At 72.2% G+C, this 24703-nt stretch carries 28 protein-coding genes and 1 tRNA gene; 13 read left to right on the top strand and 16 right to left on the bottom strand.

What is annotated here, in order from left to right:
* Positions 1 to 26: 26 nt before the first annotated feature.
* The 3 genes from C8E97_RS36400 to C8E97_RS00865 form a co-directional block, all read right to left on the bottom strand.
* Positions 27 to 155, bottom strand: a complete 129-nt coding sequence (locus C8E97_RS36400; protein WP_281275500.1) for a hypothetical protein — start codon at positions 153 to 155, stop codon at positions 27 to 29.
* Positions 156 to 446: 291 nt separating this feature from the next.
* A complete protein-coding gene (locus tag C8E97_RS00870) occupies positions 447 to 1661 on the bottom strand; it encodes an acyl-CoA dehydrogenase family protein (RefSeq protein WP_121000711.1) in 1215 nt (404 codons plus the stop codon).
* Positions 1662 to 1668: 7 nt separating this feature from the next.
* A complete protein-coding gene (locus C8E97_RS00865) occupies positions 1669 to 2319 on the bottom strand; it encodes an SCP2 sterol-binding domain-containing protein (RefSeq protein ID WP_121000708.1) in 651 nt (216 codons plus the stop codon).
* Positions 2320 to 2415: 96 nt separating this feature from the next.
* Here C8E97_RS00865 and C8E97_RS00860 point away from each other — a divergent pair, with 96 nt between their 5' ends.
* Positions 2416 to 3129: a TetR/AcrR family transcriptional regulator gene (locus C8E97_RS00860; protein ID WP_121000706.1), complete on the top strand. Its 714-nt coding sequence runs from the start codon at positions 2416 to 2418 to the stop codon at positions 3127 to 3129.
* Here the strand turns inward: C8E97_RS00860 and C8E97_RS00855 are convergent.
* On the bottom strand, positions 3126 to 3980 hold the full coding sequence (locus tag C8E97_RS00855) for a MaoC family dehydratase (RefSeq protein WP_121000704.1): 855 nt from the start codon (positions 3978 to 3980) through the stop codon (positions 3126 to 3128). The genes C8E97_RS00860 and C8E97_RS00855 overlap by 4 nt on opposite strands.
* Positions 3977 to 5305, bottom strand: a complete 1329-nt coding sequence (locus C8E97_RS00850; protein WP_121000702.1) for a 3-oxoacyl-ACP reductase — start codon at positions 5303 to 5305, stop codon at positions 3977 to 3979. The genes C8E97_RS00855 and C8E97_RS00850 overlap by 4 nt, the downstream gene beginning before the upstream one ends.
* Positions 5306 to 5387: 82 nt before the next feature.
* On the opposite strand from C8E97_RS00850, the gene C8E97_RS00845 reads away from it, so the two are divergent.
* Entirely contained in the window at positions 5388 to 6665 is a 1278-nt protein-coding gene (locus C8E97_RS00845; protein WP_121000700.1) for an acetyl-CoA C-acetyltransferase, read from the top strand.
* Positions 6666 to 6843: 178 nt separating this feature from the next.
* Here the strand turns inward: C8E97_RS00845 and C8E97_RS00840 are convergent, their stop codons facing one another.
* Positions 6844 to 7470, bottom strand: coding sequence for an SIMPL domain-containing protein (locus C8E97_RS00840; protein ID WP_121000698.1), 627 nt, complete (start codon positions 7468 to 7470; stop codon positions 6844 to 6846).
* Positions 7471 to 7601: 131 nt separating this feature from the next.
* Between C8E97_RS00840 and C8E97_RS00835 the strand changes: the two genes are divergently transcribed.
* From C8E97_RS00835 to C8E97_RS00830, 3 genes are all read left to right on the top strand, one after another.
* Positions 7602 to 8795 carry an ATP-binding protein gene (locus C8E97_RS00835; RefSeq protein ID WP_121000696.1) on the top strand — a complete coding sequence of 398 codons (1194 nt, stop codon included), beginning with the start codon at positions 7602 to 7604 and terminating at the stop codon, positions 8793 to 8795.
* Between the two features lie 269 nt (positions 8796 to 9064).
* Positions 9065 to 9211: a hypothetical protein gene (locus C8E97_RS34210; RefSeq protein ID WP_170211556.1), complete on the top strand. Its 147-nt coding sequence runs from the start codon at positions 9065 to 9067 to the stop codon at positions 9209 to 9211.
* A 462-nt stretch (positions 9212 to 9673) separates the two neighbouring features.
* Positions 9674 to 10048, top strand: a complete 375-nt coding sequence (locus C8E97_RS00830) for a PIN domain-containing protein (RefSeq protein ID WP_121000694.1) — start codon at positions 9674 to 9676, stop codon at positions 10046 to 10048.
* 60 nt (positions 10049 to 10108) lie between these two features.
* Here C8E97_RS00830 and C8E97_RS00825 read toward each other — a convergent pair whose 3' ends face one another.
* Complete coding sequence (locus C8E97_RS00825) at positions 10109 to 10549, bottom strand: VapC50 family PIN domain-containing toxin (protein ID WP_121000692.1); 441 nt, start codon at positions 10547 to 10549, stop codon at positions 10109 to 10111.
* A 3-nt stretch (positions 10550 to 10552) separates the two neighbouring features.
* The gene (locus C8E97_RS00820; RefSeq protein ID WP_170211555.1) at positions 10553 to 11038 is read right to left on the bottom strand and encodes a helix-turn-helix domain-containing protein; all 486 of its coding nucleotides are present in this window, start codon (positions 11036 to 11038) and stop codon (positions 10553 to 10555) included.
* Between the two features lie 193 nt (positions 11039 to 11231).
* On the opposite strand from C8E97_RS00820, the gene C8E97_RS00815 reads away from it, so the two are divergent.
* The 4 genes from C8E97_RS00815 (at position 11232) to C8E97_RS00800 (ending at position 16714) form a co-directional block, all read left to right on the top strand.
* Complete coding sequence (locus C8E97_RS00815) at positions 11232 to 13058, top strand: NHL domain-containing thioredoxin family protein (RefSeq protein ID WP_121010504.1); 1827 nt, start codon at positions 11232 to 11234, stop codon at positions 13056 to 13058.
* Between the two features lie 48 nt (positions 13059 to 13106).
* Positions 13107 to 13400, top strand: a complete 294-nt coding sequence (locus tag C8E97_RS00810; protein WP_121010501.1) for a GroES family chaperonin — start codon at positions 13107 to 13109, stop codon at positions 13398 to 13400.
* Positions 13401 to 14133: 733 nt separating this feature from the next.
* The gene (locus tag C8E97_RS00805; RefSeq protein WP_170212071.1) at positions 14134 to 15867 is read left to right on the top strand and encodes a VanW family protein; all 1734 of its coding nucleotides are present in this window, start codon (positions 14134 to 14136) and stop codon (positions 15865 to 15867) included.
* A gap of 43 nt (positions 15868 to 15910) precedes the next feature.
* Positions 15911 to 16714, top strand: coding sequence for a DUF1206 domain-containing protein (locus C8E97_RS00800; RefSeq protein ID WP_121000688.1), 804 nt, complete (start codon positions 15911 to 15913; stop codon positions 16712 to 16714).
* Positions 16715 to 16753: 39 nt separating this feature from the next.
* Here the strand turns inward: C8E97_RS00800 and C8E97_RS00795 are convergent, their stop codons facing one another.
* On the bottom strand, positions 16754 to 18592 hold the full coding sequence (locus C8E97_RS00795) for an acyl-CoA dehydrogenase (protein ID WP_121000686.1): 1839 nt from the start codon (positions 18590 to 18592) through the stop codon (positions 16754 to 16756).
* A gap of 115 nt (positions 18593 to 18707) precedes the next feature.
* The gene (locus C8E97_RS00790; protein WP_246018585.1) at positions 18708 to 19331 is read right to left on the bottom strand and encodes a response regulator transcription factor; all 624 of its coding nucleotides are present in this window, start codon (positions 19329 to 19331) and stop codon (positions 18708 to 18710) included.
* 276 nt (positions 19332 to 19607) lie between these two features.
* Between C8E97_RS00790 and C8E97_RS00785 the strand changes: the two genes are divergently transcribed.
* Genes C8E97_RS00785 through C8E97_RS00775 form a run of 3 tightly spaced genes read left to right on the top strand, consistent with a single transcriptional unit; the run spans position 19608 to position 20882 of the window.
* A complete protein-coding gene (locus C8E97_RS00785) occupies positions 19608 to 19988 on the top strand; it encodes a hypothetical protein (protein WP_121000682.1) in 381 nt (126 codons plus the stop codon).
* Between the two features lie 34 nt (positions 19989 to 20022).
* The gene (locus C8E97_RS00780; protein ID WP_121000680.1) at positions 20023 to 20481 is read left to right on the top strand and encodes a MarR family winged helix-turn-helix transcriptional regulator; all 459 of its coding nucleotides are present in this window, start codon (positions 20023 to 20025) and stop codon (positions 20479 to 20481) included.
* Positions 20478 to 20882: a DUF5313 family protein gene (locus tag C8E97_RS00775; RefSeq protein ID WP_121000678.1), complete on the top strand. Its 405-nt coding sequence runs from the start codon at positions 20478 to 20480 to the stop codon at positions 20880 to 20882. Before C8E97_RS00780 ends, C8E97_RS00775 begins: the two co-directional genes overlap by 4 nt.
* A gap of 4 nt (positions 20883 to 20886) precedes the next feature.
* Here C8E97_RS00775 and C8E97_RS00770 read toward each other — a convergent pair whose 3' ends face one another.
* The 5 genes from C8E97_RS00770 to C8E97_RS00750 all read right to left on the bottom strand — a co-directional run bounded on the left by C8E97_RS00770 (position 20887) and on the right by C8E97_RS00750 (position 23026).
* Complete coding sequence (locus C8E97_RS00770; protein ID WP_121000676.1) at positions 20887 to 21261, bottom strand: FYVE zinc finger domain-containing protein; 375 nt, start codon at positions 21259 to 21261, stop codon at positions 20887 to 20889.
* A 57-nt stretch (positions 21262 to 21318) separates the two neighbouring features.
* Positions 21319 to 21693: a VOC family protein gene (locus tag C8E97_RS00765; RefSeq protein WP_121000674.1), complete on the bottom strand. Its 375-nt coding sequence runs from the start codon at positions 21691 to 21693 to the stop codon at positions 21319 to 21321.
* Positions 21690 to 21992, bottom strand: coding sequence for a DUF1905 domain-containing protein (locus C8E97_RS00760; RefSeq protein WP_170211554.1), 303 nt, complete (start codon positions 21990 to 21992; stop codon positions 21690 to 21692). The genes C8E97_RS00765 and C8E97_RS00760 overlap by 4 nt, the downstream gene beginning before the upstream one ends.
* Entirely contained in the window at positions 21989 to 22750 is a 762-nt protein-coding gene (locus tag C8E97_RS36395; protein WP_121010495.1) for an ArsR/SmtB family transcription factor, read from the bottom strand. The genes C8E97_RS00760 and C8E97_RS36395 overlap by 4 nt, the downstream gene beginning before the upstream one ends.
* 205 nt (positions 22751 to 22955) lie before the next feature.
* A tRNA-Gly gene (locus C8E97_RS00750) sits at positions 22956 to 23026 on the bottom strand.
* 38 nt (positions 23027 to 23064) lie between these two features.
* On the opposite strand from C8E97_RS00750, the gene dcd reads away from it, so the two are divergent.
* Complete coding sequence (gene dcd / locus C8E97_RS00745) at positions 23065 to 23646, top strand: dCTP deaminase (protein ID WP_121010492.1); 582 nt, start codon at positions 23065 to 23067, stop codon at positions 23644 to 23646.
* On the opposite strand, the gene C8E97_RS00740 is transcribed toward dcd, so the two are convergent.
* Complete coding sequence (locus C8E97_RS00740) at positions 23643 to 24614, bottom strand: cation diffusion facilitator family transporter (protein WP_121000672.1); 972 nt, start codon at positions 24612 to 24614, stop codon at positions 23643 to 23645. The genes dcd and C8E97_RS00740 overlap by 4 nt on opposite strands.
* Between the last annotated feature and the right edge of the window lie 89 nt (positions 24615 to 24703).

Below are 24703 nucleotides of genomic sequence, written 5' to 3'. Positions count from 1 at the left end.
CAAGGTGTGCTCGACGCGGTAGACGACTACATGGAGATGTTCCCGCCCATCGCCGTGACGCTGCCCTGGGACAAGCCGAACGGCGAGCTGGTGACGGTGAACCTGCTCATGGCCAGGGCGGACGGGAAGGTCTGCCACGGCGACCTGTTCAACAAGGTCGTCTGGGTGCCGGCGTTCAAGCAGGCCGGACTGATCTACACCAAGCGTCAGGACGGGATGCACGCCATGCGGCACCTGTACGTCTCGGTCCTCCTGGCCCAGGGCGTGTCTATCAAGGAACTCGCGGAGTATCTGGGCCACGAAGACCCCGGCTTCACCCTCCGCACCTACACCCACCTGATGCCGTCCAGCCACGAGCGCGCCCGAAAACAGTGGACGGGGTCTTCCGCGCCCGAAAGACCCCGTCCAACCCCCGGACGGCCTAGAGACGGCCTGGGGAGATCAACTCACTTGATGTGGAGCCCGGAAATGGCCCTGGCCACCACCAACCGCTGGATCTCCGACGTCCCCTCGAAGATGGTGAAGATCTTCGCGTCCCGGTGCATCCGCTCCACCGGGTGCTCGCGGGTGTACCCCGCACCGCCCAGGATGTGGATCGCCCGCTCCGTCGCCCACACCGAGACCTCGCCCGCCTTGAGCTTCGACATCGAACCCTCGCCCGCCGTGAACGGGACGTTGTTGCGCCCCATCCACGCCGCCCGCCACACCAGCAGGCGCGCCGCGTCGATCTCGGTCCTCATGTTCACCAGGTCGAACGCGATGGACTGGTGCTCGATGATCTTCCGCCCGAACGCCTCGCGGTCCCCCGCGTACTCCAGCGCGTACTCGTAGGCCGCCCGCGCGACGCCCACCGCCATCGCCCCGACGGTCGGCCGGGTCGTCTCGAACGTCGCCATCGCCGCCTGCCCACCCGCCCGGAGCCCCTCGCGGGCGCGGGCCAGGCGCGCCTCCAGCTTCTCCCTGCCGCCCAGCAGGCAGCGGCCCGGCACGCGCACGTCGTCGAGGAACACGTCGGCCGTGTGGGAGGCCCGCATCCCGTGCTTGCGGATCTTGCCCGGCGACGACAAGCCCGGCGTGCCCGGCGGCACGATGAAACCCGCCTGCCCGCGCGACCCGAGCGCCGGGTCGACGACGGCGGTCACGACGTGGACGTTCGCGATGCCGCCGTTGGTGGCCCACGCCTTCTGCCCGTTGAGCACCCACTCGTCGGTCGCCTCGTCGTAGACCGCGCGCGTGCGGTAGCCCGCCACGTCCGACCCCGCCTGCGGCTCCGACGCGCAGAACGCCGCCAGCTTCGGGTCGTCCTCGGTGCCGAAGCACTCGGGCACCCACTCGGCAAGCTGCTCGGGCTCGCCGGACGCGAAGATGCCCGCCGCCGCCAGGCCGGTGCCCATCAGGGCCAGCGCGATGCCCGCGTCACCCCAGAACAGCTCCTCGGTCGCGATCGGCAGGGACAGGCCGATCGGGTCGGAGAACCACGTCGCCAGCGCCTCGAACCCGTACAGGCCGATCTTCGCGGCCTCGCGGATCACCGGCCACGGCGTCTCCTCCCGCTCGTCCCACTCGGCCGCCGCGGGGCGGATGACGTCCTTCGCGAACCCGTGCACCCACTCCCGCAGGGCCACCTGGTCCTCGTTCAGCTCCAGCGAAAAGCCGCCCATGTGGTCCTCACGCCCCCGGCACGTCGAACAGGCTCATGAAACCGGCCGCGAAACCCAGGTCGCCCTTGACCTTCAGCTTGCCGGTCATGAACAGCACGGGAGCGGACGCGTTGCCGGTGGCCAGCTTGAGGAAGTCGACCGGGCCCAGGGTGACGGTGGCCCGCGGCTCGCGCGCGGCGCCCTTGGTGATCGTGCACTTCGCGTCCTCGACGACCGCCTCGTACACGTCGTGGCCGCCCTCGCCGAACCCGCCCGTCAGCCGGAAGCGCACGACGGCGCGGGTCGCGCCGGCGCGATCGGCGCGGAAGTGGACCTCCATGCGCCGGAACACCTCGTCGAGGACGCGCTCGCGCAGGCCGGCGCGACCGGTGACGGCGTCGATCTGGTCCTTCGACGCGCGCGAGACGATGCGGGCGAAGTTCCCCGCGTCCATCCGGGACAGGTCGAGGGCCGCGCCGCCGTCGGCCAGGTCGGCGAGCGCGCCCAGCAGGTCGGCGAACTCGTCCCGGCCCAGCTCCTTCGGGTCGATGCCGCGCGCGAGGACGTCGATGTCCAGGTCCTCCAGCGCGGGATCGCCCGGAGCGACCCGCCGGAGCGCCGAGAGCAGCTCGCCGGGGCTGAGCCGGGCGATGGCCTCGGCGGTGAGGTCGATGGTCATGAGGGCTCCTCCACTACCTACTCGGAGGTAAGACTACTGGTGAGTAGGTAGAGCGGCAAGGGGGTCCGATAACCTGGGCGGGCCTAAGGGGGTGTGATGCACGCAGAGCAACCGGCGGTCCGGACCGGCCGAGCCAAGAGGCTGCCCCGCGCGGTGCGCGAGCGGCAGATCATGGACGCGGCGGTGGAGGTCTTCTCCCGCCTCGGTTTCCACGCCGCGTCGATGGACGAGATCTCCGAGGTCGCGGGCATCTCCAAACCCATGCTGTACGCGTACCTGGGCTCGAAGGAGGAGCTGTTCGCGACCTGCATCCGCCGCGAGGCCACGCGGATGATGGAGGCCATCGCGCACGGCGTCGAGCCCGACCAGCCGCCGGACGTGCAGCTGTGGAGCGGCCTGCGGGCGTTCTTCGGGTTCGTCGGCGAGAACCGGGCGAGCTGGCAGGTCCTGCACCGGCAGGCGTCGTCCCAGGGCGGTCCGTTCGCCGAGGAGCTGGCCGACCTGCGCGGCCGGGCGATCGGCCTCGTGGCGGCCCTGCTGCTGCACTCCTCGGGCTTCCCCGACGGGCCGCGCGACGGCGGCAAGGAGGCGGAGTCCCTGGCCGCCGCCCTGGTCGGCGCGGGCGAGTCGCTGGCGGACTGGTGGCTGGACAACCCCGAGGAACCCGCGGGCGTCGTCGCGGCCCGCCTGATGAACCTGGTCTGGATGGGCTTCGGCGACCTCGTGGCGGGCAACGTCTGGCACCCGCCGTCGCGGCGTGCGCCCGAGGTCGACACCGACATCGGCGGTTCGACGCCGCCGGCGGGCTAACCGGTGACGACGCCCTCCAGGTGAGGACGTCGCGACCACAGCGAGAACCGCCACCCGTCACCCGTCCGGGTGATCGAGAAGTCGACCTGCCCCGGCAGCGGGATCGGGGCCTTGAAGCGCACGTCCACCGCGCAGGCGTCCGGCAGCCCGCCCTCGAACTCCGCGACGCACCGGGCCTTGGACCACATGCCGTGCGCGATCGCCCTCCGGAACCCGAACACCCTGGCCGGCACGGCGTGCAGGTGGATCGGGTTCCGGTCACCGGAGACCGCCGCGTACCGCCGCCCGACGTCACCGCCGACCCGCCACACCGCCGTGGGCATCGGCGGTCCACCCCGTTCGGGGCCCGGACCGGACCCTTCACCGCCGACGGGACCCCCACCGCGGCCGGGAGCGCCGCGCTCCCGGCGCAGATAAGTCGACACGTCGACCCACACCTCCACGCCGTCGACGGAGGCCGTGGACACCACGTCGAACTGCCACCCGCGCTCGTGCGGTCGCAGGTCGTCCAAGCGCACCCGCAGGTCGAGCGGTTCGGACGCGAGCAGCGGCCGGGTCCGCGCGACGCGGTTCGCCACGTGCACCAGCCCCGGCAGGGGGAACGGGAACCCGCGCCCGGTCAACAGCGCCAGTTGCGCCGGGAACGCCAGCACGTGCGGGTAGGTGATCGGCAGCTCGTCACCCACCCGGAACCCGCACACGCGGCCGTACGCCGCCAGGTGCTCCCGATCGACGAGTGCCCTTGTCGACTTCACCTCCGGCGGCAACCGCACGTCCGCCGGCGACGACCCGCGCCGGGTGAGCCCGGTCAGCGCCGCCTTCGCGTACAGCCAGGTCGGGCTCACCGTCACGCGCCCATCAGGCTCTGCCCGCACACCCGGACGACGTTGCCGTTGACGCCACCGGACGCGGGGTGCGCGAGCCACGCGATCGCCTCGGCCACGTCGACCGGCAGGCCGCCCTGCGCCAGGCTGTTCAGCCGCCGACCCACCTCGCGCACGACCAGCGGCACGGCGGCCGTCATCCCGGTCTCGATGAAGCCGGGCGCGACCGCGTTGACCGTCGTCCCGGTGCCCGCGAACCGCGCGGACAGCGCGTCGACCATGCCGATCACGCCGGCCTTGGTGGTGGCGTAGTTGGTCTGGCCGACGTTGCCCGCGATGCCCGCGATGGACGAGACGCCCACGACCCGCCCGTTCGCGCGCAGCGCGCCCGAGTCGAGCAACGCCTCGTTGAGCCGTTCCTGCGCGGCCAGGTTGACCGCGACCACGGCGTCCCACCGGCCCTCGTCCATCCGCCCGAGCGTCCGGTCGCGGGTGATGCCCGCGTTGTGCACGACGACGTCCACGCCGCCGTGCCGCTGCCGCAGGTGGTCGACGAGCCGGGCGGGCGCGTCGGCCGCCGTGACGTCGAGCTGGAGCGCCGACCCGGCCACCCGGTTCGCCACCGCGGACAGCTCCTCGCCCCGCGCGGGCACGTCCAGGCAGACGACGTGCGCGCCGTCGCGCCCGAGGACGTCCGCGATCGCCGCGCCGATGCCCCGCGCCGCGCCGGTGACCAGGGCGACCTTGCCGGCGAGCGGCCGGGACCAGTCACCGGGCGCCGCCACCGGGTCCGTGCCGATGCGGATCACCTGCCCGGACACGTACGCGGACCGGCCGGACAGCAGGAAGCGCAGCGTCGACTCGGTGCTGCCCTCCGCGCCCTCCGCCACGTGCACGAGCTGGGCCGTCCCGCCGCGCTTCAGCTCCTTGCCGACGCTGCGCGTGAAGCCTTCGAGCGCCCGCTGCGCGACCGGGGACGCGGCGGAACCGGGCGGCGTGCCGAGCACGACCACCCGCCCGCAGGGCCCGAGCGACCGGATCACCGGGTGGAAGAACTCGTACAGCTCGCGCAGCCGCTCGACGCCGTCGATCGCGGTCGCGTCGAACACCAGCGCGCCGTAGCGCTCCGCACCGGGGGCGTGGTGACCGCCCCGCACCACGTCCAGGCCGATGGACCGCAGCACCGCGCCGACCGGCGCCACCAGGCGTCCACCGCCGCCGAGCAGCACCGGGCCGTCGAGCGGGGGCCGGTCGGGCGAGTGCCTGCGCAGCGGGTGCGGGTCGGGCAGGCCGAGCTTGCGGACGACGAACCGCCCGACACCGGACCTGGCGAACGACTGGTAGCGATCCATGGGGACATCACACTCCCTACTCGCTAGTAGGTCTACTGATGAGTAGGTAGGATGGCGGGCGCACCCGCACCTGGAGGACGACATGGCCGAGATCCGGAGGGTTGCCGTCCTGGGCGGCAACCGCATCCCGTTCGCCCGCTCGAACGGCCCCTACGCGACGGCCTCGAACCAGGACATGCTGACCGCCGCCCTGGACGGCCTCGTGAGCAGGTTCGCGTTGCGGGACGAACGGCTCGGTGAAGTGGTCGCCGGCGCGGTGCTCAAGCACAGCCGCGACTTCAACCTCGTCCGGGAGTCCGTGCTCGGCAGCGGGCTGTCCGCCGAGACACCCGCCCACGACGTGCAGCAGGCGTGCGGCACGGGCCTCCAGGCGGTCGTCGCGGTCGCGAACAAGATCGCGCTGGGCCAGATCGAGTCCGGTGTCGCGGGCGGTGTCGACACCACCAGCGACGCGCCCATCGGCGTCAACGAGGGCCTGCGCCGGGTGCTGCTGGAGTTCAACCGGGCGCGTGGCGCGGGCGCGCGGATCAGGGCGGCGCTGAAGCTGCGGCCACGCCACGTGGTGCCGGAGGTGCCGCGCAACGGCGAGCCGCGCACCGGCCGGTCGATGGGCGAGCACGCGGCCGACACCGCCCGCGAGTGGGGCATCGGGCGGGAGGAGCAGGACGAGCTGGCCGCCGCGAGCCACCGCAACCTCGCCGCCGCCTACGACCGCGGCTTCTTCGACGACCTGGTGACGCCGTTCCGCGGGCTGACGCGGGACCAGAACCTGCGGCCGGACTCGTCCGCGGAACGGCTCGCCCGGCTGGAGCCGGTGTTCGGGCGGGGTGAGGGCGCGACCATGACGGCGGGCAACTCGACGCCGTTGAGCGATGGCGCGTCGGTGGTGCTGCTGGCGAGCGAGGAGTGGGCGGCGGCGCGCAACCTGCCCGTGGCGGCCTACCTGACGTGCGTCGAGACGGCGGCGGTCGACTACGTGCACGGCGGCGAAGGGCTGCTCATGGCACCCGCCCACGCGATGCCCCGGATGCTGGCCCGCGCCGGCCTGACGCTCCAGGACTTCGACTTCTACGAGATCCACGAGGCGTTCGCGTCACAGGTGCTGGCGACGCTGAAGGCGTGGGAGGACGCGGACTTCTGCACGGACCGGCTCGGCCTCACCGGGCCGCTGGGCCCGATCGACCGGTCGAAGCTCAACGTCAACGGCTCGTCGCTGGCCACGGGCCACCCCTTCGCGGCAACCGGGGCGAGGATCGTGGCGACCCTGGCACGACAACTGGCCCACCAGGGCTCCGGCCGCGGCCTGATCTCCATCTGCGCAGCCGGCGGCCAGGGCCTGACCGCAATCCTGGAACGCTGACCCCCACCCCAAGTCGCCCCCTCACACAACCACCAGCCCCCCGCACCGCGAGGCCGCCGTCGGGCTGTCGCGCCTCATTTCCCGCCGATCACGCTCTTCGATCGGCGGGAAATGAGGCGCGATGGCCCGACCTCAGTGGCGGCCGAGCCCGCCGTCTGCGGAGCAGCGGCAATTCAACTCAGTCCAACAAGATCCACGTTGCCGTGCAGCGCACCGTCACCACGATCTGCTGCGCCTCCAGGTTGAACTGGTCCATCTGCGGCGGCGCGCCGACCGCGCCCCCGTAGGCCGCCAACGCGCGCCCGCCCGCGGCCTCGGCGGCCCACACCTCGCCGTCACCGTCGGACAGGCGCTGCAGCGTGCCCAAGCGCGCGCCGAGCGCCTCCGCGTAGCCCTCGGCGCGGCGGCGGGCGTCGGCCACGGCCTCCCGCTGCGCCTCGCGGATCGCCTCAGCGTCCCGCGCGAGCTGCCACTGCGGGCCGTTCAGCCAGGTCGGCTCGGCCGCGACGAGAGCGGACAGCAGCGCGTCCAGCTGGCTCAGGTCATCGGTCCGCACCACGTACTGCTGGGACGCCCGGCTGCCCGCCCGCTGCTGCCCGTCCCAGTTGTCGTGCACGGACAACTGGCGCGACCGCACCTCCACCCCCGGGCGGCCCAGGACCGGCTCGACCGATGCCACGCGCTCGTTCAGCAGCTCGACGGCCTCGTTCCGGGTCGCGCCGACGGTCTCGAAGTTCACCTGCACCTCGGCGCGGTCGGCGGTGCGCTCGACCTTGCCGGTGCCCTTGGTCACGACTTCAGCCACGCGCCCAGCCAACCGGGCGGCCGGATCATGCGCAACGATAAGCCTCTCTAGCTCGTTCACTAGAAAGCCGAATATGCAGCGACACGCGCCGAGTATTGGATCGGCCGTAGACGGCTGGATACCGTCCGAGGATGGACCCGGTCCGCAACCCGTTCGCCCCCGGCGCGGGCCAGCGACCGCCCGAGCTGGCGGGGCGGGACAAGGAGCTGGCCGCCTTCGACGTGGTGCTCGAACGGGTGGCGCGCGGGCGGCCCGAGCGCAGCCTCGTCCTCACCGGGCTGCGGGGCGTCGGCAAGACCGTCCTGCTCGGCGAGCTGCGCTCGATGGCGCTCAAGCGCGGCTGGGGCGCGGGCAAGGTCGAGGCGCGGCCGGACGCCGGGCTGCGGCGACCGCTGTCGGCCGCGCTGCACCGGGCGATCCGCGACCTGGCCGTGCGGCACCGCGCGCCGGACCGGGTGGAGGCGGTGCTGGGCGTGCTGAAGGCGTTCGCGCTGCGGGCCAACCCCGGCGACGCGAAGCTGCGCGACCGCTGGCAGCCGGGTATCGACGTGCCCGCCGCGCACGGGCGCGCCGACTCCGGCGACATCGAGATCGACCTGGTGGAGCTGTTCACCGAGGTCGCCGAGCTGGCGCAGGACGTCGGAACCGGGGTCGCGCTGCTCGTCGACGAGATGCAGGACGTGCCGCCGGACGACGTCTCGGCGCTGTGCGCGGCGTGCCACGAGCTGTCCCAGTCGGGCGCGCCGCTGGTCGTCGTCGGCGCGGGGCTGCCGCACCTGCCCGCCGTGCTGTCGGCGTCGAAGTCGTACTCCGAGCGGCTGTTCCGGTACGTGCGGATCGACCGGCTGACCCGCGAGGACGCCGACCGGGCCGTGCTCGCGCCCGTCGAGCGGGAGGGCGCGGGCATCCGGGAGGAGGCGCTGGACGCGCTGTTCGACGCCTCGGGCGGCTACCCGTACTTCATCCAGGCGTACGGGAAGGCCGCGTGGGACGCCGCGCCCGCCGACCCGATCAGCCCGCTGGACGTGGCGGTGGCCGCGCCGGAGGCGGACGCGGAGCTGGCGGTGGGGTTCTTCGGGTCGCGGTACGAGCGGGCGACGCCGGCCGAGCGCGAGTACCTGCGGGCGATGGCGGAGCTGACCGACGGCAAGGACGCGGGCGTGCTGACCGCGCAGGTGGCCGGGCACCTGGGCCGCAAACCGTCCTCGCTGTCGCCCGCTCGGGACAGCCTCATCAAGAAGGGCCTGGTCTTCAGCGCGGAGCGCGGGCAGATCGCCTTCACCGTGCCGCACTTCGGGCGGTTCCTGCTGGGCCGCGAGGACTGAGCGCCGGCCGCTCGCCCGGCGTCCGCGGCTGTGCGCGACGCCGTCCACCGGGGTGCCCGGACCCGTCCGTCGGCAGGTCGGGGGAGTCGGCAGGCCCGTCCGGTTCACATAGGTGTCCACCGGACGAATCGGGGTAGTCTTCCCAGTGTCGACCGGAGATTCATCGGCCTGTGCGCCATCTCACCGGATAATCGGGTGATTTGATCACCTGGAGGGTGCATACTTGAGGCACAACACCGAGGAACTCCTTCGAGAGGGATGAAACCCTGATGAACTTCACTGCGAAGCTCCGCGCTCGTCGTGTCGAGGCTCGCAACCGCAAGGCTGTCGCCCGTGCGATCGACATGGCGCCCACCCCGGCGATGCGGCACGAGCTGATGGCGATCGCCCAGGCTCAGGTGACCACCCTGCGCTGACCACCGTGCGCCGGTGCCCTGAGCGCGCGGACGACAACCCGATCGACACCGGGTACGCGCCCCGTCGTCCCGCGCTGTCGGCGAAGGGGGAGAACGTCGAAGGCCCTGTCGCACCTCCCGCGCGACAGGGCCTTCGACGGTGTGGCGAGTCAAGATGTGATATCTGTCACACCCTTTCGGGGGTGTAACAGTCCACGATCGTGTCTCGATGTTCCTGGTGACCCCGCGGTGCTGTCGGACCCCCGACCTGGCAGCACCGCGGGGTTTCCCATGTCTCCCCCGACTGCTTCAGAACCGGACTACTACTTGGACGTGGCCGAGCCGGTCCAGGTGTCCTCGTCCTGTCTACAGGCGTGCCTCATCATCACTATCCCCCTGAATGTGTCTTGTCCCCCATGGACACCACCCATGGTGCCATCGGGGTACGACAGTTTTTTGAGGGTTTGCTGAGAGCATGAGGCGATGAACCGCCCGCTCCTGGTAGTTGACGCGGCAAATGTCATCGGCTCGGTGCCCGACGGCTGGTGGCGCGACCGCGAAGGCGCGGCGATCAGACTGCGGAATTCCCTGGTAGAGGTGGGTGCGCAGGGTCTGCCGGGCTTCGCCGAGGGTCCGGTGGAGGTCGTCCTGGTGGTCGAAGGCAAAGCCCGCCACGTGCAGTCCGTGCCCGGCGTCCGTGTGGTCTCCGCCACTGCGTCGGGTGACGACGCGATCGTCGCCGTGGTGCGCGCGGAAGGTCTGGACCGCAACTGTGCGGTGATCACCGCCGACCGCGAACTCCGCCGGCGGGTGACCGCGTTGGGCGCGACGGTCCTCGGCCCCCGGACCGTCCGCTGACCGGTCGGGTGGCGGCGGCGGTGAACGATTCGCGGCAGCCGGCGCGCGTCGAGCAGCGGGTCACGACGAGTGGTGACCGCGCACGGGCCTCGCGCTGCTCCTCCACGTGATGTCCCGCCGGCAGGCGTCCGCGAACCCCTTGCAGGCGTGGCCGTCGTTCGCCAGGACGTCGAGCAGTTCCGCGACCGACCGGGGCGAGCGCCGGTAACGCGAGACCTGCGTCCGCAACGCCCGGTGCACGGTTCGCGGGGCGAGGTCCAACTGGTCGACCAGGTCGGTGTAACCGGTGACCTCCGCCTCCGGGAACACGCTCCTCAGCTGCCCTCGGAGGCGGCTGATCCGGTGCTCGTCCACTCCCCGCCTGCGCAGGTTGCGCTCGAGTTCCTCCAGGACGGACGTCGACCACAGCGGTCGGTAGAGGCCGGTTTCGGCGATGCTCAGGACCGTGTCCCGCAGGTACGGCTTGAACAGCACGCACGTGTCGAAAAACGCTGGGAACAATGCTCACCTGTCGTCGACCGGCAGCCGCTCGACCGGTGCGTCGAGCGGGAGGTCGTAGAGTCCACCCTCTTCGCCGTCCCGCACCATTTGGTCCAGACCGGCGGAACGGGCCCGGCGCGTGCGCTCCTGATGGGCGAGCAGGTCCGCGAGCCTGACCCGGCGGTGGCGGTTGGGCTTGTCGTAGGGGATCTCCCCCGCTTCGAGCAGGCGCACCAGCGTCGGTCGGGAAACTCCGAGCAGATGTGCGGCCTCGCTCGTGGTGAGCACGGTGTGCTGGGGCGCGACCGTGATCGCCAAGCCCTGGGACATGGCCGTCACGACGTCGCGCAGCACCTCGAACACCTCGACCGGCAGGTCCAACCGGCTCCCATCAGGGCCGACGAGCACCGCGGCGCCCCCACCCGGCCGGGACAGCGCCGCGACCCACGGCGACAGGCTCTCCGGTTGCGCGGGTGGCAGTACCGTCCGTTCCTCCACGATGGTCGTCATGGACTGATCGTAGCTCGAAACGAACAAAACGAAAGCAGGGTCATCCGCCCGGCGGTCGCGTGCCTGCCGATCACCCAGGAGCGCCGGCCCGAACGGTCGTCGGTACCCCTTCGGGTGACAGGTGGCGGTGGCGTGGTCGTCCACATCCTGGACGTCGAAATACCGGGCCGCGGGCACGGCGTTGAGCCTGGACGTGACGACCGCTCAACGCCGCCGTGCCCGTGTCCGCGCCCCCGAACTCGTCGGCCGCGGCTGGCTCAACACCGCCGGACCGCTCAAGCTCGAAGACCTGCGCGGCAAGGTCGTCCTGCTCGACTTCTGGACCTTCTGCTGCATCAACTGCCTGCACGTGCTGGACGAGCTGCGCCCCCTTGAGACCGAGTTCGAGGACGTCCTCGTCACGATCGGCGTCCACTCGCCGAAGTTCGCGCACGAAGCCGACCCGGACGCGCTCCGGGCCGCCGTCGAGCGCTACGAGGTGCACCACCCCGTCCTGGACGACCCCGAGCTGACCACGTGGCAGAACTACGCCGTCAAGGCGTGGCCCACGCTGGCCCTGGTCGACCCCGAGGGCTACGTCGTGCACGTCGCCGCCGGCGAGGGCCACGTCGACGCCCTCCGCCAGATCGTCACCGAACTCGTGGCGGAGCACGAGGCCAAGGGCACGCTCCACCGCGGCGACGGGCCGTACGTCCCGCCCGCGCCCGCCGACACCGAGCTGCGCTTCCCCGCCAAGGCCGTCGTCACCCCGCGGAACACGCTGCTGGTCAGCGACTCCGCCCACCACAGCCTGGTCGAACTCGACCTCGACGGCGAGACCGTCCTCCGCCGCATCGGCACGGGCGAGCGGGGGCGGCGGGACGGTGTCGAGCCGACGTTCTCCGAGCCCGCCGGCCTGGCGCTGCTGCCGCCCGACGTCGCCGCCGAGGTCGGCTACCACGTGGTCGTCGCCGACACGGTCAACCACCTGCTGCGCGGCCTCGACCTGGACACCGGCGAGGTCACCACGGTCGCCGGCACGGGCGAGCAGTGGCGCGACGGCGACACCGACGGGCCGGCCGACGCGATCCACCTCACCAGCCCCTGGGACGTCGCCTGGTGGGAACCCGCGGGCGGCGTCGCGATCGCCTTGGCGGGCAACCACACCCTCGGCCTGTTCAAGCCCGTCGAGCGCCGCCTGGAGCGCCTCGCCGGCACCACCGTCGAGGGCCTCGGCGACGGACCGCGCGAGGAGGCGTTCTTCGCCCAGACCTCGGGGCTGGCCGCCGACGGCGACCGGCTCTGGCTGGTCGACTCCGAGACCTCCGCCCTGCGCTACCTGGAGCACGGCGAGGTGCGCACCGCCGTCGGCAAGGGGCTGTTCGACTTCGGCCACCGCGACGGGCCGGCCGACCAGGCGCTGCTCCAGCACCCGCTGGGCGTCGCCGTCCTGCCCGACGGCGCGGTCGCGGTCGCGGACACGTACAACGGCGCGATCCGCCGCTACGACCCGGCGACGGACGAGGTGTCCACCCTCGCCACGGACGTCCGCGAGCCGTCCGACGTCCTGTTCGTGGACGGTGAGCTGGTGGTCGTCGCCTCCGCCGCGCACCGCCTCGAACGCCCCGTGGCGCCCGGCACCAAGGTCCTCGGCGAGGCGCACCGGGTGCGCCGCCCGCCGACCGTCCTCGCACCGGGCGACCTGGAGCTGACCGTCGTGTTCACGCCGCCCGCCGGCACCAAGCTGGACGACCGCTACGGCCCGTCGACCCGCCTGGAGGTCACCAGCTCCCCGCCCGGCCTGCTCGCCGAGGGCGCGGGCGCCGGCACGGACCTCCGCCGCGCGATCCGCATCGCGGACGGGTACGCCGAGGGCGTCCTGCACGTCGTCGCGCAGGCCGCGAGCTGCACCGACGACCCGGCCGTCGAGCACCCGGTGTGCAAGCTGACCCGCCAGGACTGGGGCGTGCCGGTCCGCATCGCCGCGGACGGGCCGCGCCGGCTGCCCCTGCTGATGGGCGGGCTGGACGAGGACCGCTGAAGCGCCACGTAGACTCGGCCGGTGGCCGATGTCAAGCTTGAGATCCAGATGCTGCACGACCGCGTCATGGTGCGGATCTCCCCGGAGGACGGTGAGCGCCGCAGCAGCGGCGGCATCGTGATCCCGGCGACCGCGCAGATGGCCAAGCGCCTGGCGTGGGGCGACGTCCTGGGTGTCGGTACGAACGTGCGGCACGTCAAGGTGGGCGACCGGGTGCTGTTCAACCCCGAGGACCAGTTCGAGGTCGAGGTGCAGGGCGCGACCTACCTCGTGATGAGGGAGCGGGACGTGCACGCGACCGCGACCGAGCGGTCGGACCACGGGACCGGTCTTTACCTGTGAAGCACCGGGAAGTGATCGACGCGTGACGGCGGTCGGGTAAGCAGTCCCAGGAACTTGCGAGAGGCAAGAGGGGGAAGCGGTGCCGGAGAACCAACGACCGGAGTACGACGCTGAGCGGACGAGGGCCTTCGAGCCCGTCCGCCCGTCGGGCACCGCTTCGGAGCGCACGACGCAGCTGTCGGCGTCGTCCGTGCGGGAGGACCAGTGGCCGGGCGACGACGCCTGGCCGCAGGAGGAGCCCGACGAGCAGGCGTCGGCCCCGACGGTGCGCACCACGCCCGCCGACGTGCCGAGGCACGGCCCCGACGAGGCGACGCGCGCGATCGGTTCCGCGCTGAACCCGCCGGACCCGGCGACCCGCGGGCACGCCCCGACCGCCGAGCAGCACCACCCCGACGGCGTCGAGCGGACGCGCCTGAACGCGCCGGAGCAGCCGCGGCCCAACGGCGCGGAGCAGCCGCGCGCGATCGTCCCGCCCGCGGAGCAGACGCGCGTGAACACCCCGCCCGCCGGGCAGCCGCGGGTGAACGCGGCCGAGCAGACCCGCCTGAACACCCCGCCGGCGGGGCAGCCGCGGGTGCACCCGGCCGAGCAGACCCGCGCGATCGCCCCGCCCGCCGAGCAGACCCGCGCCTTCGCGCCGGACCGCTCGCAGGGCCCGTCCCCCGCCGAGCGGACGACCGTCTTCGCCGACCCGGTGTCGCCGCCCGAGGCCACCGTGCTCGGCCCGGTGATGGTGGACGAGGGCTCCGACGCGCGGGAGACCGACGACCGCCGCCGCAACCGCCGCAGGATCCTGGTCGTCGCGGCGAGCGTGCTCGGCCTGCTGGTCGTGCTCTACGGCGCGGACATGCTCGTCTCCGGCGGCGACGTGCCGCGCGGCGTCACGGTCGCCGGGGTCGAGGTGGGCGGCATGAGCCACGCCGACGCCGAGCAGAAGCTGCGCGAGACGATCGAACCGCGCCTGGCCGCGCCGGTGAAGGCGCAGGCGGGCGACGTGACGACCGAGTTCGACCCGAAGGGCGCGGGCCTGGAGCTGGACTGGGCCGCCACGCTGGACCGGGCGGGCGACCAGCCGCTGTCCCCGATCACGCGGGTCACCTCGTTCTTCACGTCCCGCGAGGTGGGCTTCGCCACGCGCAGCGACGGCGCCAAGCTCACCGCGGCCCTGGAGGCGTTGCGCGCCAAGATCGACCACGACCCGGCCGAGGGCGCCATCCGGTTCGAGGGCGCGACCCCGGTCCCGGTCGACCCGAAGCAGGGCCAGAAGCTGGACGTCGCGGGCGCGTCGGAGAAGCTCCTCGCCGACTGGGCCGACGGCGGCACGGTCGAGCTGCCGGTCGCGACCACGCCGGTGAAGACGACCAAGGAGGGCGTGCGGAAGGCGCTCGACGAGGTCGCCAAGCCCGCCACCGCCGCGCCGGTCGTCGTCCGGGGCCAGGGCAAGGACGCGACGCTCACGCCCGAGCAGCTGGCCGCGACCCTGGTGTTCGAGCCCGCCGACGATGGCGGCCTGACCGCGAAGGTCGACAACAACAAGGTCGTGGAGGCCGCCGGCCCGCAGCTGAAGGAGACCGAGAAGGAGGGCAAGGACGCCCAGATCGTGTTCGAGGGCGGCCGGCCGACGGTCAAGGAGTCCGTCGACGGGCTCGGCATCGACTGGGAGAAGTCCCTGACCCCGTTCATGGACGTGCTCAAGAGCGCCGACAAGCGGGAGATCAAGGCGGAGTACAAGCACACGCCCGCCAAGGTCACCACCGAGCAGGCGAACAAGATGGGCATCAAGGAGGTCATCGGCGAGTTCGAGACGAGCAACTTCGCCGCCGACTCCGGGGTGAACATCCGCGTGGTCGCGGAGGAGGTGAACGGCGCGATCGTCAAGCCCGGCGAGACGTTCTCCCTCAACGGCCACACCGGTCCGCGCGGCGTGGCGCAGGGCTACGTCGAGGCGGGCATCATCGAGAACGGCGCGCCCGGCCGCGCGGTGGGCGGCGGCATCTCGCAGTTCGCGACGACGCTGTACAACGCGGCGTACAACGCGGGCATGAAGGACGCCGGCCACAAGGAGCACAGCTACTGGATCTCGCGCTACCCGGCGGGTCGCGAGGCGACGGTGTTCATGGACGCCGCGGGCAACAGCCTCATCGACATCAAGTTCACGAACCCCGACGAGACGGGCGTGGCGATCCAGACCATCTGGACGCCGAGCACGATCCGGATCGTCCTCTGGGGCACGAAGAACTACGACGTCACCGGCTCCACCAGCGCCAAGACCAACCAGACCCCGCCGAACGAGGTCAAGAAGACCACCCAGCCCTGCGTGGCCAGCGCGGGCGCCGAGGGCTTCACGGTGACCGACACCCGGACCATCAAGGACCGCCGCACGGGCCAGACCCGCTCGGAGTCCCGCACGGTCCGCTACGACCCGTCGCCGAAGATCGTCTGCGAGGCCCCGCCCGCGGGCTGACGGGCGCGGTTGGCGCGCCGCGGACCGGGGTATTCACCCGTCCGTGAGCGTTCACTCGGTACGACGTCACCCGGCCGTGCAGGTGCTCGGCCGCGGTGGGATGGTGTGCTACGGGCTCGTCCACGTGCTGCTCGCCGTGCTCACCGCCCAGGTGGTGCTCGGCGACCGCGGTGAACGCGCCGACCAGAAGGGCGCGGTCGCGACCCTCGCCGAGACCGGGCTCGGCCCGGTCCTGCTGTGGGTGGTGGCCGTCGGCCTGTTCGCCTTCGCGCTCTGGCAGGTGGCCCTGGCGGCTTCCGGCTACCAGTGGGTCCCGCCGGGGCGCAAGCGGGTGGTCCGGCGGCTCGGCGCGGCCGGCCGCGCCATCACGGCGGTCGCCATCGGCGTCGCCGCGGTCAACTACGCGACCGGTGCCGGCCAGTCCGGTTCCACCGAGCAGTCCCAGACGTGGACGGCCCGCGTGCTCGCGCTGCCGTTCGGCCAGGTGCTGGTCGGCGCGGTGGCGCTGCTCGTCATCGGGCTCGGGGTGGCGGTGGCGCGCAAGGGCGTCAAGAAGTCGTTCGAGGACGACCTCGACATGTCCGAGCTGCCCGTCGCGACCCGGACGTGGGTGGAGCGGCTCGGCCGCATCGGGTGGGTCGGCAAGGGCATCTCGTACGCCCTGATCGGCGTCCTGGTCGGGTTCGCGGCGGTCAACGCCGACCCGCGGGAGTCCGGCGGCCTCGACAAGGCGCTGCACACCCTCGCCGCCCAGCCCTACGGCGTCTTCCTGCTCGCCGTGATCGCCCTGGGTTTCCTGGGCTTCGGCGGCTACTGCTTCGCGGCTGCGCGTGCCCACAAGGACTGATGCCGGCGGTGACGCGCACCGCCGGCATCAGGACCCGGCTCAGAACGCGGACTCGTCCACGTCCATCAGCGAGTTGTCGGTGTTCTCGGCGATCTTGCGACGGGCCGTCAGCTCGGGCAGGACCGACTTCGCGAAGAACGACGCGACCGCGACCTTGCCCTCGTAGAACGCCTTGTCGCGCGCCGACACCTGGCCGTCGAGCTTGGCCAGCGCCACCTCGGCCTGCCGCAGCAGCAGCCAGCCGACGAGCACGTCGCCCGCCGTCATCAGCAGCCGGACGGTGTTCTGGCCGACCTTGTACAGGTTGCGCACGTCCTCCTGCGAGGCGGTCAGGAAGCCGACCATCGCGCCGAGCATGCCCTGGAGGTCCTCCAGCCCCTGCTTGAGCAGGGCGCGCTCCTCCTTGAGCCGGCCGTTGCCGCTCTCGTTGTCGAGGAACTTCTGGATCTCGCCGTTGAGGAAGCCGAGCGCCTGCCCCTTGTCCCGGATGATCTTGCGGAAGAAGAAGTCCAGGGACTGGATGGCGGTGGTGCCCTCGTACAGCGAGTCGATCTTGGAGTCCCGGATGTACTGCTCGATCGGGTACTCCTGGAGGAAGCCGGAGCCGCCCAGCGTCTGGAGCGACTGCGCGAGCTGCTCGTACGCCCGCTCGGAGCCCACGCCCTTCACGACGGGCAGCAGCAGGTCGTTGACCTTCTCGGCGAGTTCCTTGTCGGGGCCGCCGAGCGCGATCCGGTCCTGGAACGTCGCCGTGTAGAGGTACACCGCGCGCAGGCCCTCGGCGTACGCCTTCTGGAGCATCAGCGAACGGCGCACGTCCGGGTGGTGGGTGATGGTCACGCGCGGCGCGGTCTTGTCCGTCATGCGGGTCAGGTCGGCGCTCTGCACGCGCTCCTTGGCGTACGCCAGGGCGTTGAGGTAACCCGTGGACAGGGTGCCGATCGCCTTGGTGCCGACCATCATCCGGGCGTACTCGATGACCTGGAACATCTGCGCGATGCCGTCGTGCACGTCGCCCAGCAGCCAGCCCTTGGCGGGCACGCCGTGCTGGCCGAAGGTCAGCTCGCAGGTCGTCGAGACCTTGAGGCCCATCTTGTGCTCGACGTTGGTGACGAAGGCGCCGTTGCGCTCACCGGTCGGCTCGCCGGTCTCCGGGTCGAAGTGGAACTTCGGCACCAGGAACAGCGACAGGCCCTTGGTGCCGGGCCGGGCCTCGATGCCGGGCCCCTCGGGGCGGGCGAGCACCAGGTGCATGATGTTCTCGGTGAGGTCCTGGTCGCCCGAGGTGATGAAGCGCTTCACGCCGTCGAGGTGCCACGACCCGTCCTCCTGGAGGACGGCCTTGGTGCGGCCCGCGCCCACGTCGGAGCCCGCGTCGGGCTCGGTGAGCACCATCGTGGCACCCCAGCCGCGCTCGATCATGATCTCGGCCCAGCGCTTCTGCTGCTCGGTGCCGTTCTTGTGCACGACCGTCGCGAAGTTCGGGCCGGCCAGGTACATGTAGATCGCCGGGTTCGCGCCCAGGATCAGCTCGGACGCCGCCCACTGCACCGACGGCGGGATGCCGAAGCCGCCCAGCTCGTTGGGCAGCGACAGGCGGTACCACTCGCCGTCCCAGATGGCGCGGTAGGACCGCTTGAAGGATTCGGGCAGCGTGGCGGAGTGCGTCTTCGGGTCGAACACCGGCGGGTTGCGGTCGGCGTCGGCGAAGGACTCCGCCAGCGGGCCGACGGCCAGGTTGTTCAGCTCGGCCAGCACGCCGCGCGCGGTGTCCTCGTCGGACTGCTCGAACGGCCCCGCACCGAGGTGGTCCTGCACGTTGAAAACCTCGAACAGGTTGAACTCGAGGTCCCGGACGTTGCTCTTGTAGTGCCCCATCTCGTCTCACTCCATGAAGGTCGGGGCCGGCCCCTTACTGACCGGTAACAACCAGGGTATTACCTGTCGGTAACACCGGCAAGGTCGGGGGTGCCGGGAGGAGGGGCGGCACGCCTCACCGCATGTTGCCGTTGAGCAGCCCGGCCTGGTAGGCGAGCGAGACGGCGTGCGTGCGGTCCCGCGCGCGGAGCTTGCGCAGGATGTTCTTCACGTGCGTGCGGACGGTCTCCACGGACACGTACAGCTCGTTCGCCACGGCTTGGTTCTCCAGGCCGTCCGCGATGAGCTGGAGCACCTCGTACTCGCGGCGCGACAGCGCGCGGCGCGACCCGGCCTCGGCGGTGGGCGTGAAGCCGGCCGCCAGCGGCGCGAGCGTCGGGTCCAGGTACATGCGCTCCTGGTGGCCGCGCACGATCGCCTGGACCACCTCGCCGATCTCGCCCGCCCGCGGCACCATGCCGCGCACGCCGGCGGCCAGGGCGGTGCGGACGTACTTGGCGGTCCGGTGCGGCTCCCGGACCAGCGCGATCACCACCAGTTGCGGGTCGTTGCCGGTCAGCAGGGTCGCCAGGTGGCCCTGCGGGTCGAGCACCGAGTCGACCAGCAGCACGTCGGGCCGCAGGCGTTCGTGCAGGCGGACGGCCGTGTGCAGGTGGCCGGTCGAGCCGAGCCAGTGCAGCCCCGGTGTTCGCCGGACGACGGCCGACAAGCCCTCGCGGAACAGCGGTATGGGGTCCACCAGCGCGATTCCCGGCCCCGTGACATGCCGACCTGCGCCCGCCGTGGCCGACGGGCGCGCGTTGTCACCGGTTCGCATGGTCATAGGAGTAGCGAGCGGACCGGACATGACGGTCTTTCGCGGAAAAACTTCGGGGATGTTCCGGTGCCCGCGCGTGGACGCGGGCCGCGCACGTGGCGGAACGGCCGGTGCGGTGTCGCGCGACGGGTGTCCGCCGTGTGCGCGTGTGCGCGGTTTCACTCGGTGGGCCCGGCTGCCTGGGCCACAGTGGAGTGCATGGGTGCGTGGCTGCCGCGGGACGGGACCGAGTCGGCCGCCGGGTGGCGGTTGTGGCTGGCGCTGAGCGGGCGGGTGTGGCCGGACGCGTCGTGGGACGGCACGCCCGCGTCGGCCGTCGCCGGGCTGCGCGGTATCGCGGCGGCGTGCGGGGAGATCAGGGCGGCCTGCCCGGCCGACGCGCCCGTGCTGCGGCTCGTGGACTCGGTGGTGTTCGTGGTCAGCCTGCCGCTGGAGCTGTGGTGGGACGACCACCTGCCGGTGGACGCGGACCGGGCGGCGCTGCTGCACGGCGACCTCGCGGGCGTCGTCGAGCACGCCGCGGAGGTGCGGGCGGTGCTGGCGGCGGGCGGCGGTTGGGCGGAGCTGGAGTCCAGGTAGTGGAGCTGGAGACCAGGTAGTACTGTGCGCGCTAATGATTAGCGCACAAACTACTGCCGGGGACGACCCGCTGGCCCTGGAGCGGCAGGTCTGCTTCGCCCTGTCCATCGCGTCCAGGAACGTGGTGGCCCTCTACCGGCCGCTGCTGGAGCCGATGGGCCTCACCCACCCGCAGTACCTGGTGATGCTCGCGCTGTGGGGCGGCACGCCGCTGTCGGTGAAGGAGCTGAGCAGGCTGCTGGCCCAGGAACCGGCCACCCTGTCGCCGCTGCTCAAGCGGCTGGAGGCGATCGGGTACATCACCCGCTCGCGGGCCGAGTCCGACGAGCGCCTGCTCGCCGTCGGCCTGACGGAGAAGGGCGCGGCGCTGCGCGAGCAGGCGCTGGCCATCCCGCCCGCGGTCGTCGAGCGGCTGGGCATGGAGCGCGCCGAGCTGGAGGCCCTGCACGCCGTGCTGACCAGGGTGATCGCGGCGACGGACCGCACGTCATGACCAGGCCGCCGGTGTTCCTGCGCGGCTGGTACCTCGTGGGCGGACGCCTGCCGATGCGGTACCGCGAGTGGGTCTTCCACCAGGCGACCAAGCCGACGTGGCTGGTCTGGTTCGTGGTGCGGGCGCTGCTCCAGGTGTTGCCGCTGACCGTCGTGATCGCGCTGGCGCTGGTCTGGGGCCTCGGCTCGCCGTGGCCGCTCGCGGTGGCCTGCGGGTCGTTGGGGCTGGTGGTGGGCGTCTACTTCGCGGTGTCCTACGCGATCGAGAGCACGGACCACCGCATGACGAAGTACGGCTACCCCGCCGGGGCGGCGAGCGCGTACCGCAGGGAGCACGCGTCGGAGAGCGACCGCGAGCGGGAACGCCGGTACCGGGAGGCGTGGCGGACGTCCGACGAGTGAGTGCTCACGCCGGCCGAGGGGTTTCCAGGTGCAGGGTCGCCAGCCTGGCCTCGGCGGCGTGCAGCGCGGGCCGTCCGGGGCGGTTGCGGGCGACCCAGTAGGCGGCCAGCGCGTCGACCAGCTCGGCCGGGTCGTCGACGACGGACCAGCCGCCGTCGCACAGCAGGCAGTAGTGGTGCCGCCGCCGACGGCCCGGCGTCCAGCCGCCCAGCACGCGACCGGGCCGTAGCCGCTCGGCGCAGTACGGGCACCGGGGCCGGTGGGCGTCGTCCTGGAAGACCGAACGCGCCCCGGTCAGCGCCGCGCCGAGGACCTCGCGCGTGCCGTGGAGGCGGGCGCGTTCGTGCATCGGGCCGTGCCGGCGGGCGTTCGTCTGCATGCGGCAAGTCTGCGCCGTTCGGCGGTATCCGGTCGACCCGGCTGCCCGGGGGCGGGGTCAGGTCTCGGTGAGGGAGAAGGCGTTGCCGTCGGGGTCGCGGAAGGCGAACATCGGTGGCACGCCGGGCCAGGTGAGGATTTCGTCGGTGTCGACGCCGGCGTCGGTGAGGGCGGCGTGCGCGGCCGCCGCGTCGTCCGTGGTGAACCGGATCGCGACCGGGCCGCGGGTGACCTCCCCGGTGACGTGGTCCAGCGTGACGACGACGTCGCCGCCGCCGGGCGCGAGCTCGATCCACCGGCCGTTGGGTGTCGGCACGTCGCGCAGCACGGTGAAGCCCAGCCGGTCGACGTAGAACCGCAGCGCCCGGTCCTGGTCGGCGACGGGCACGCTGACGGCCCGGATGCCGGTGACGACCTCCGCCGGCGCGGTCATCGCCCGATCCGCTCGTCGAGGGCGACGGTGACGGTGTCGCCGGCCTGCTTGCCGATGCGGGCGCGGGTGGCGGCGGTGAACGCGAGCTTGTGCGTGCCGTCGCCGAGCGCCATGAACGAGCCCCGGAACGGCTCGCCGTCGACCCGGCCCCGGACCTTCACCAGGCCGCGGGTGCCGAAGAACTCGGCCGAGCCGGGCATCACGACGTAGGTCCAACCGCCCTTGTTCGGGCTCGTGCGCAGCGTCGCGGTGAACACCCGGTCCAGTGTCACGTCGGTTGTGGTGCGGTTCGCGGTCATGAGGATTCGCCTCCGTACATGAGTGAGCCGGGCGTGGTGAGTTCCGTGCCGGTCTCCAGCCAGGTCTTGAGCCCGGACAGGACCATCGGCCAGCCGCCGTAGAGGTGCTCGTCGGCGTCGGGGGCGAGCCGGTCGTGCCGGACGACGAGCCGGCAGCTGTCGCCCACCGGCTCGATCTCCCAGGTCACGCGGCTGGTGCCCTGGGCGGCGACGTCGTCGTCCCAGATCGCGTGGTAGGTCTGCACGAGCCGGTGGGGCGGGTCGACCTCCAGGTTCTCGCCCTCGACCAACCCGCCGGTCCGGTCGTGGGTGACCCGGTAGGCGGAGCCGGCGGTCCAGTCCGACTCGACGCGGGCGCCGAACTGGAACCGCGCCCGCGTGCCGGGGTCGGTGATCGCCTGCCACAGCCGTTGCGGCGTGGTGCGGATGAAGATCTCGAACACCTTCTCCACGCTTGCCTCCAGATGTCGTTTCAGGTCGACGAGGCCGGCGGCCCACGTCCCGGTGTACTTGCTGACCCAGCGGTCGTGGAGGAGGCGGATCGGCACGGGGTTCAGGAAGTGGAGCTTCTCCCTGCCCCGGCGGTCCGGCACGACCAGGCCGGCCTCCTCCAGGAGGCGGAGGTGCTTGGCGACGGCGACCCTCGTCATCGCGAACCTGCTCGCCAGGGCGTTGAGCGACTGGCCGTCCTGCCGGAACAGCTCGTCGAGCAGCTCGCGGCGCGTCGGGTCGGCCAACGCCTTGAAGACCAGTTCCACGGGAACGAGCATAGGAAACCTTTTGGTTTCATGTCAACGCCTGTCAGCGGAGCCGATCACGCGGAGCTGTGGCGCCCGTGCCGCCGGCCCGTGCTGTGATCACCGAGCAGGCTCACGTCGGAGGTACCGGTGACCGCGGAGGGCCCGACCCGGAGCCGGTTACGACGAAGGCCCAGGACATGTCGTCCTGGGCCTTCGGCTGCTGAGCGGGTGACGGGAATCGAACCCGCCTCTACAGCTTGGGAAGCTGTCGTTCTACCAATGAACTACACCCGCGCGTCCTGCGGCTCCGATCATACACATAGGCTGTGCCCGTGTTGTTGAGTGACCGCGATCTGCGCGAAGAGGTCGGCTCGGGCCGCCTGGTGCTGGAGCCGTTCGACGACGTCATGGTGCAGCCGTCCAGCATCGACGTCCGCCTCGACCGGTTCTTCCGGGTGTTCAACAACACCCGGTACACGCACATCGACCCCTCGATCCAGCAGGACGACCTGACCTCCCTGGTCGAGACGCAGGACGACGAGCCCTTCGTGCTGCACCCCGGCGAGTTCGTCCTCGGCTCGACGTTCGAGCTCGTCACCCTCCCCGACGACCTCGCCGGCCGGCTGGAGGGCAAGTCCTCGCTCGGCCGCCTCGGCCTGCTGACCCACTCGACGGCCGGCTTCATCGACCCCGGCTTCTCCGGCCACATCACGCTGGAGCTGTCGAACGTCGCCAACCTGCCCATCACGCTCTGGCCCGGCATGAAGATCGGCCAGCTCTGCCTGTTCCGGCTCAGCAGCGCCGCCGAGTTCCCGTACGGGTCGACGCAGGCCGGTTCGCGGTACCAGGGGCAGCGCGGGCCGACGCCCTCCCGCGCCCACCTGAACTTCCACCGCTCGGACACCCGCCGCTAGAGCAGGTCGCCGTACCTGGCCAGCACCCGCGAACGCAGTTCCGGGTCGGTCCGCGGCACCGGCTCCAGGAAGACCTCGTCCAGGTCCGGCCACCGGGTGCGGAGGTCGGCGTCGATGCGCACGCACGCACGCTCCAGGTCGCCCGCCGACAGCGCGTCGTCGAAGTCCAGGCGCACGCACAGCAGCACGCGGTCGGTGCCGACGGCCATCGTGAGCAGGTCCACCACCTGCTCCACCTCGGGCACGCCGCGCAGGTGCTCCCACACCGCCCGCACCAGCTTGGGGTCCGCCTGCCTGCCGATCAGCAGCCCCCGGTTGGTGCCGGCGAGCACGTACGCCGCGACCGCCAGCAGCACGCCGATCAGCAGCGACGCCACCCCGTCCCACACGGACGACCCCGTCAGGTGGTGCAGGCCCAGCCCGCCGAACGCGAGCAGCAGCCCCACCAGCGCCGCCGAGTCCTCGAAGAACACCGTCTTCACGGTCGGGTCGTCGGACACCCGCAGGTAGGCGAGCACCGACCGCCCCTCGGCGCGCGACTCCCGCCGCACCTGCCGCACGGCCTGCGCCCACGACACCGACTCCAGCGCGAACGCGATCGCCAGCACCGCGTACCCGACGCCCGGACTGGTCTGCTCGGTCGGCTCGCCGAACACCGTGCGGATGCCCTCGTAGAACGCGAACACGGCACCCGACACGAAGATCGACACGGCCGCGAGCAGCGACCAGAAGTAGCGGTCCTTCCCGTACCCGAACGGGTGGCGGCGGTCGGCCGGGCGGGTCGACCGCCGCAGCGCGGTGAGCAGCAGGCCCTCCGTGAACGTGTCCGCCACCGAGTGCGCGGCCTCCGCGAGCATCGCCGCCGACCCGGTGATCGCGCCCGCGATCGCCTTCATCACCGCGATGGCCAGGTTCACGGCCAGCGCCAGGAGCACGGTGAGGGTGCTCTCCCCGCCCTTGGGACTCATGGACCGACGGTAGGACCGGAGGCGGCGGTCCGCGCGTTCGCGACGCCGGCCGGCCCGGCGGCACGCGGACGTCACCGGGCCTCACCCGT

Origin of the sequence: Saccharothrix australiensis (genome assembly GCF_003634935.1) — a bacterium.
GTDB classification, from domain to species: Bacteria; Actinomycetota; Actinomycetes; order Mycobacteriales; family Pseudonocardiaceae; genus Actinosynnema; species Actinosynnema australiense.
This window is presented reverse-complemented; position numbering and strand designations above follow the sequence as displayed.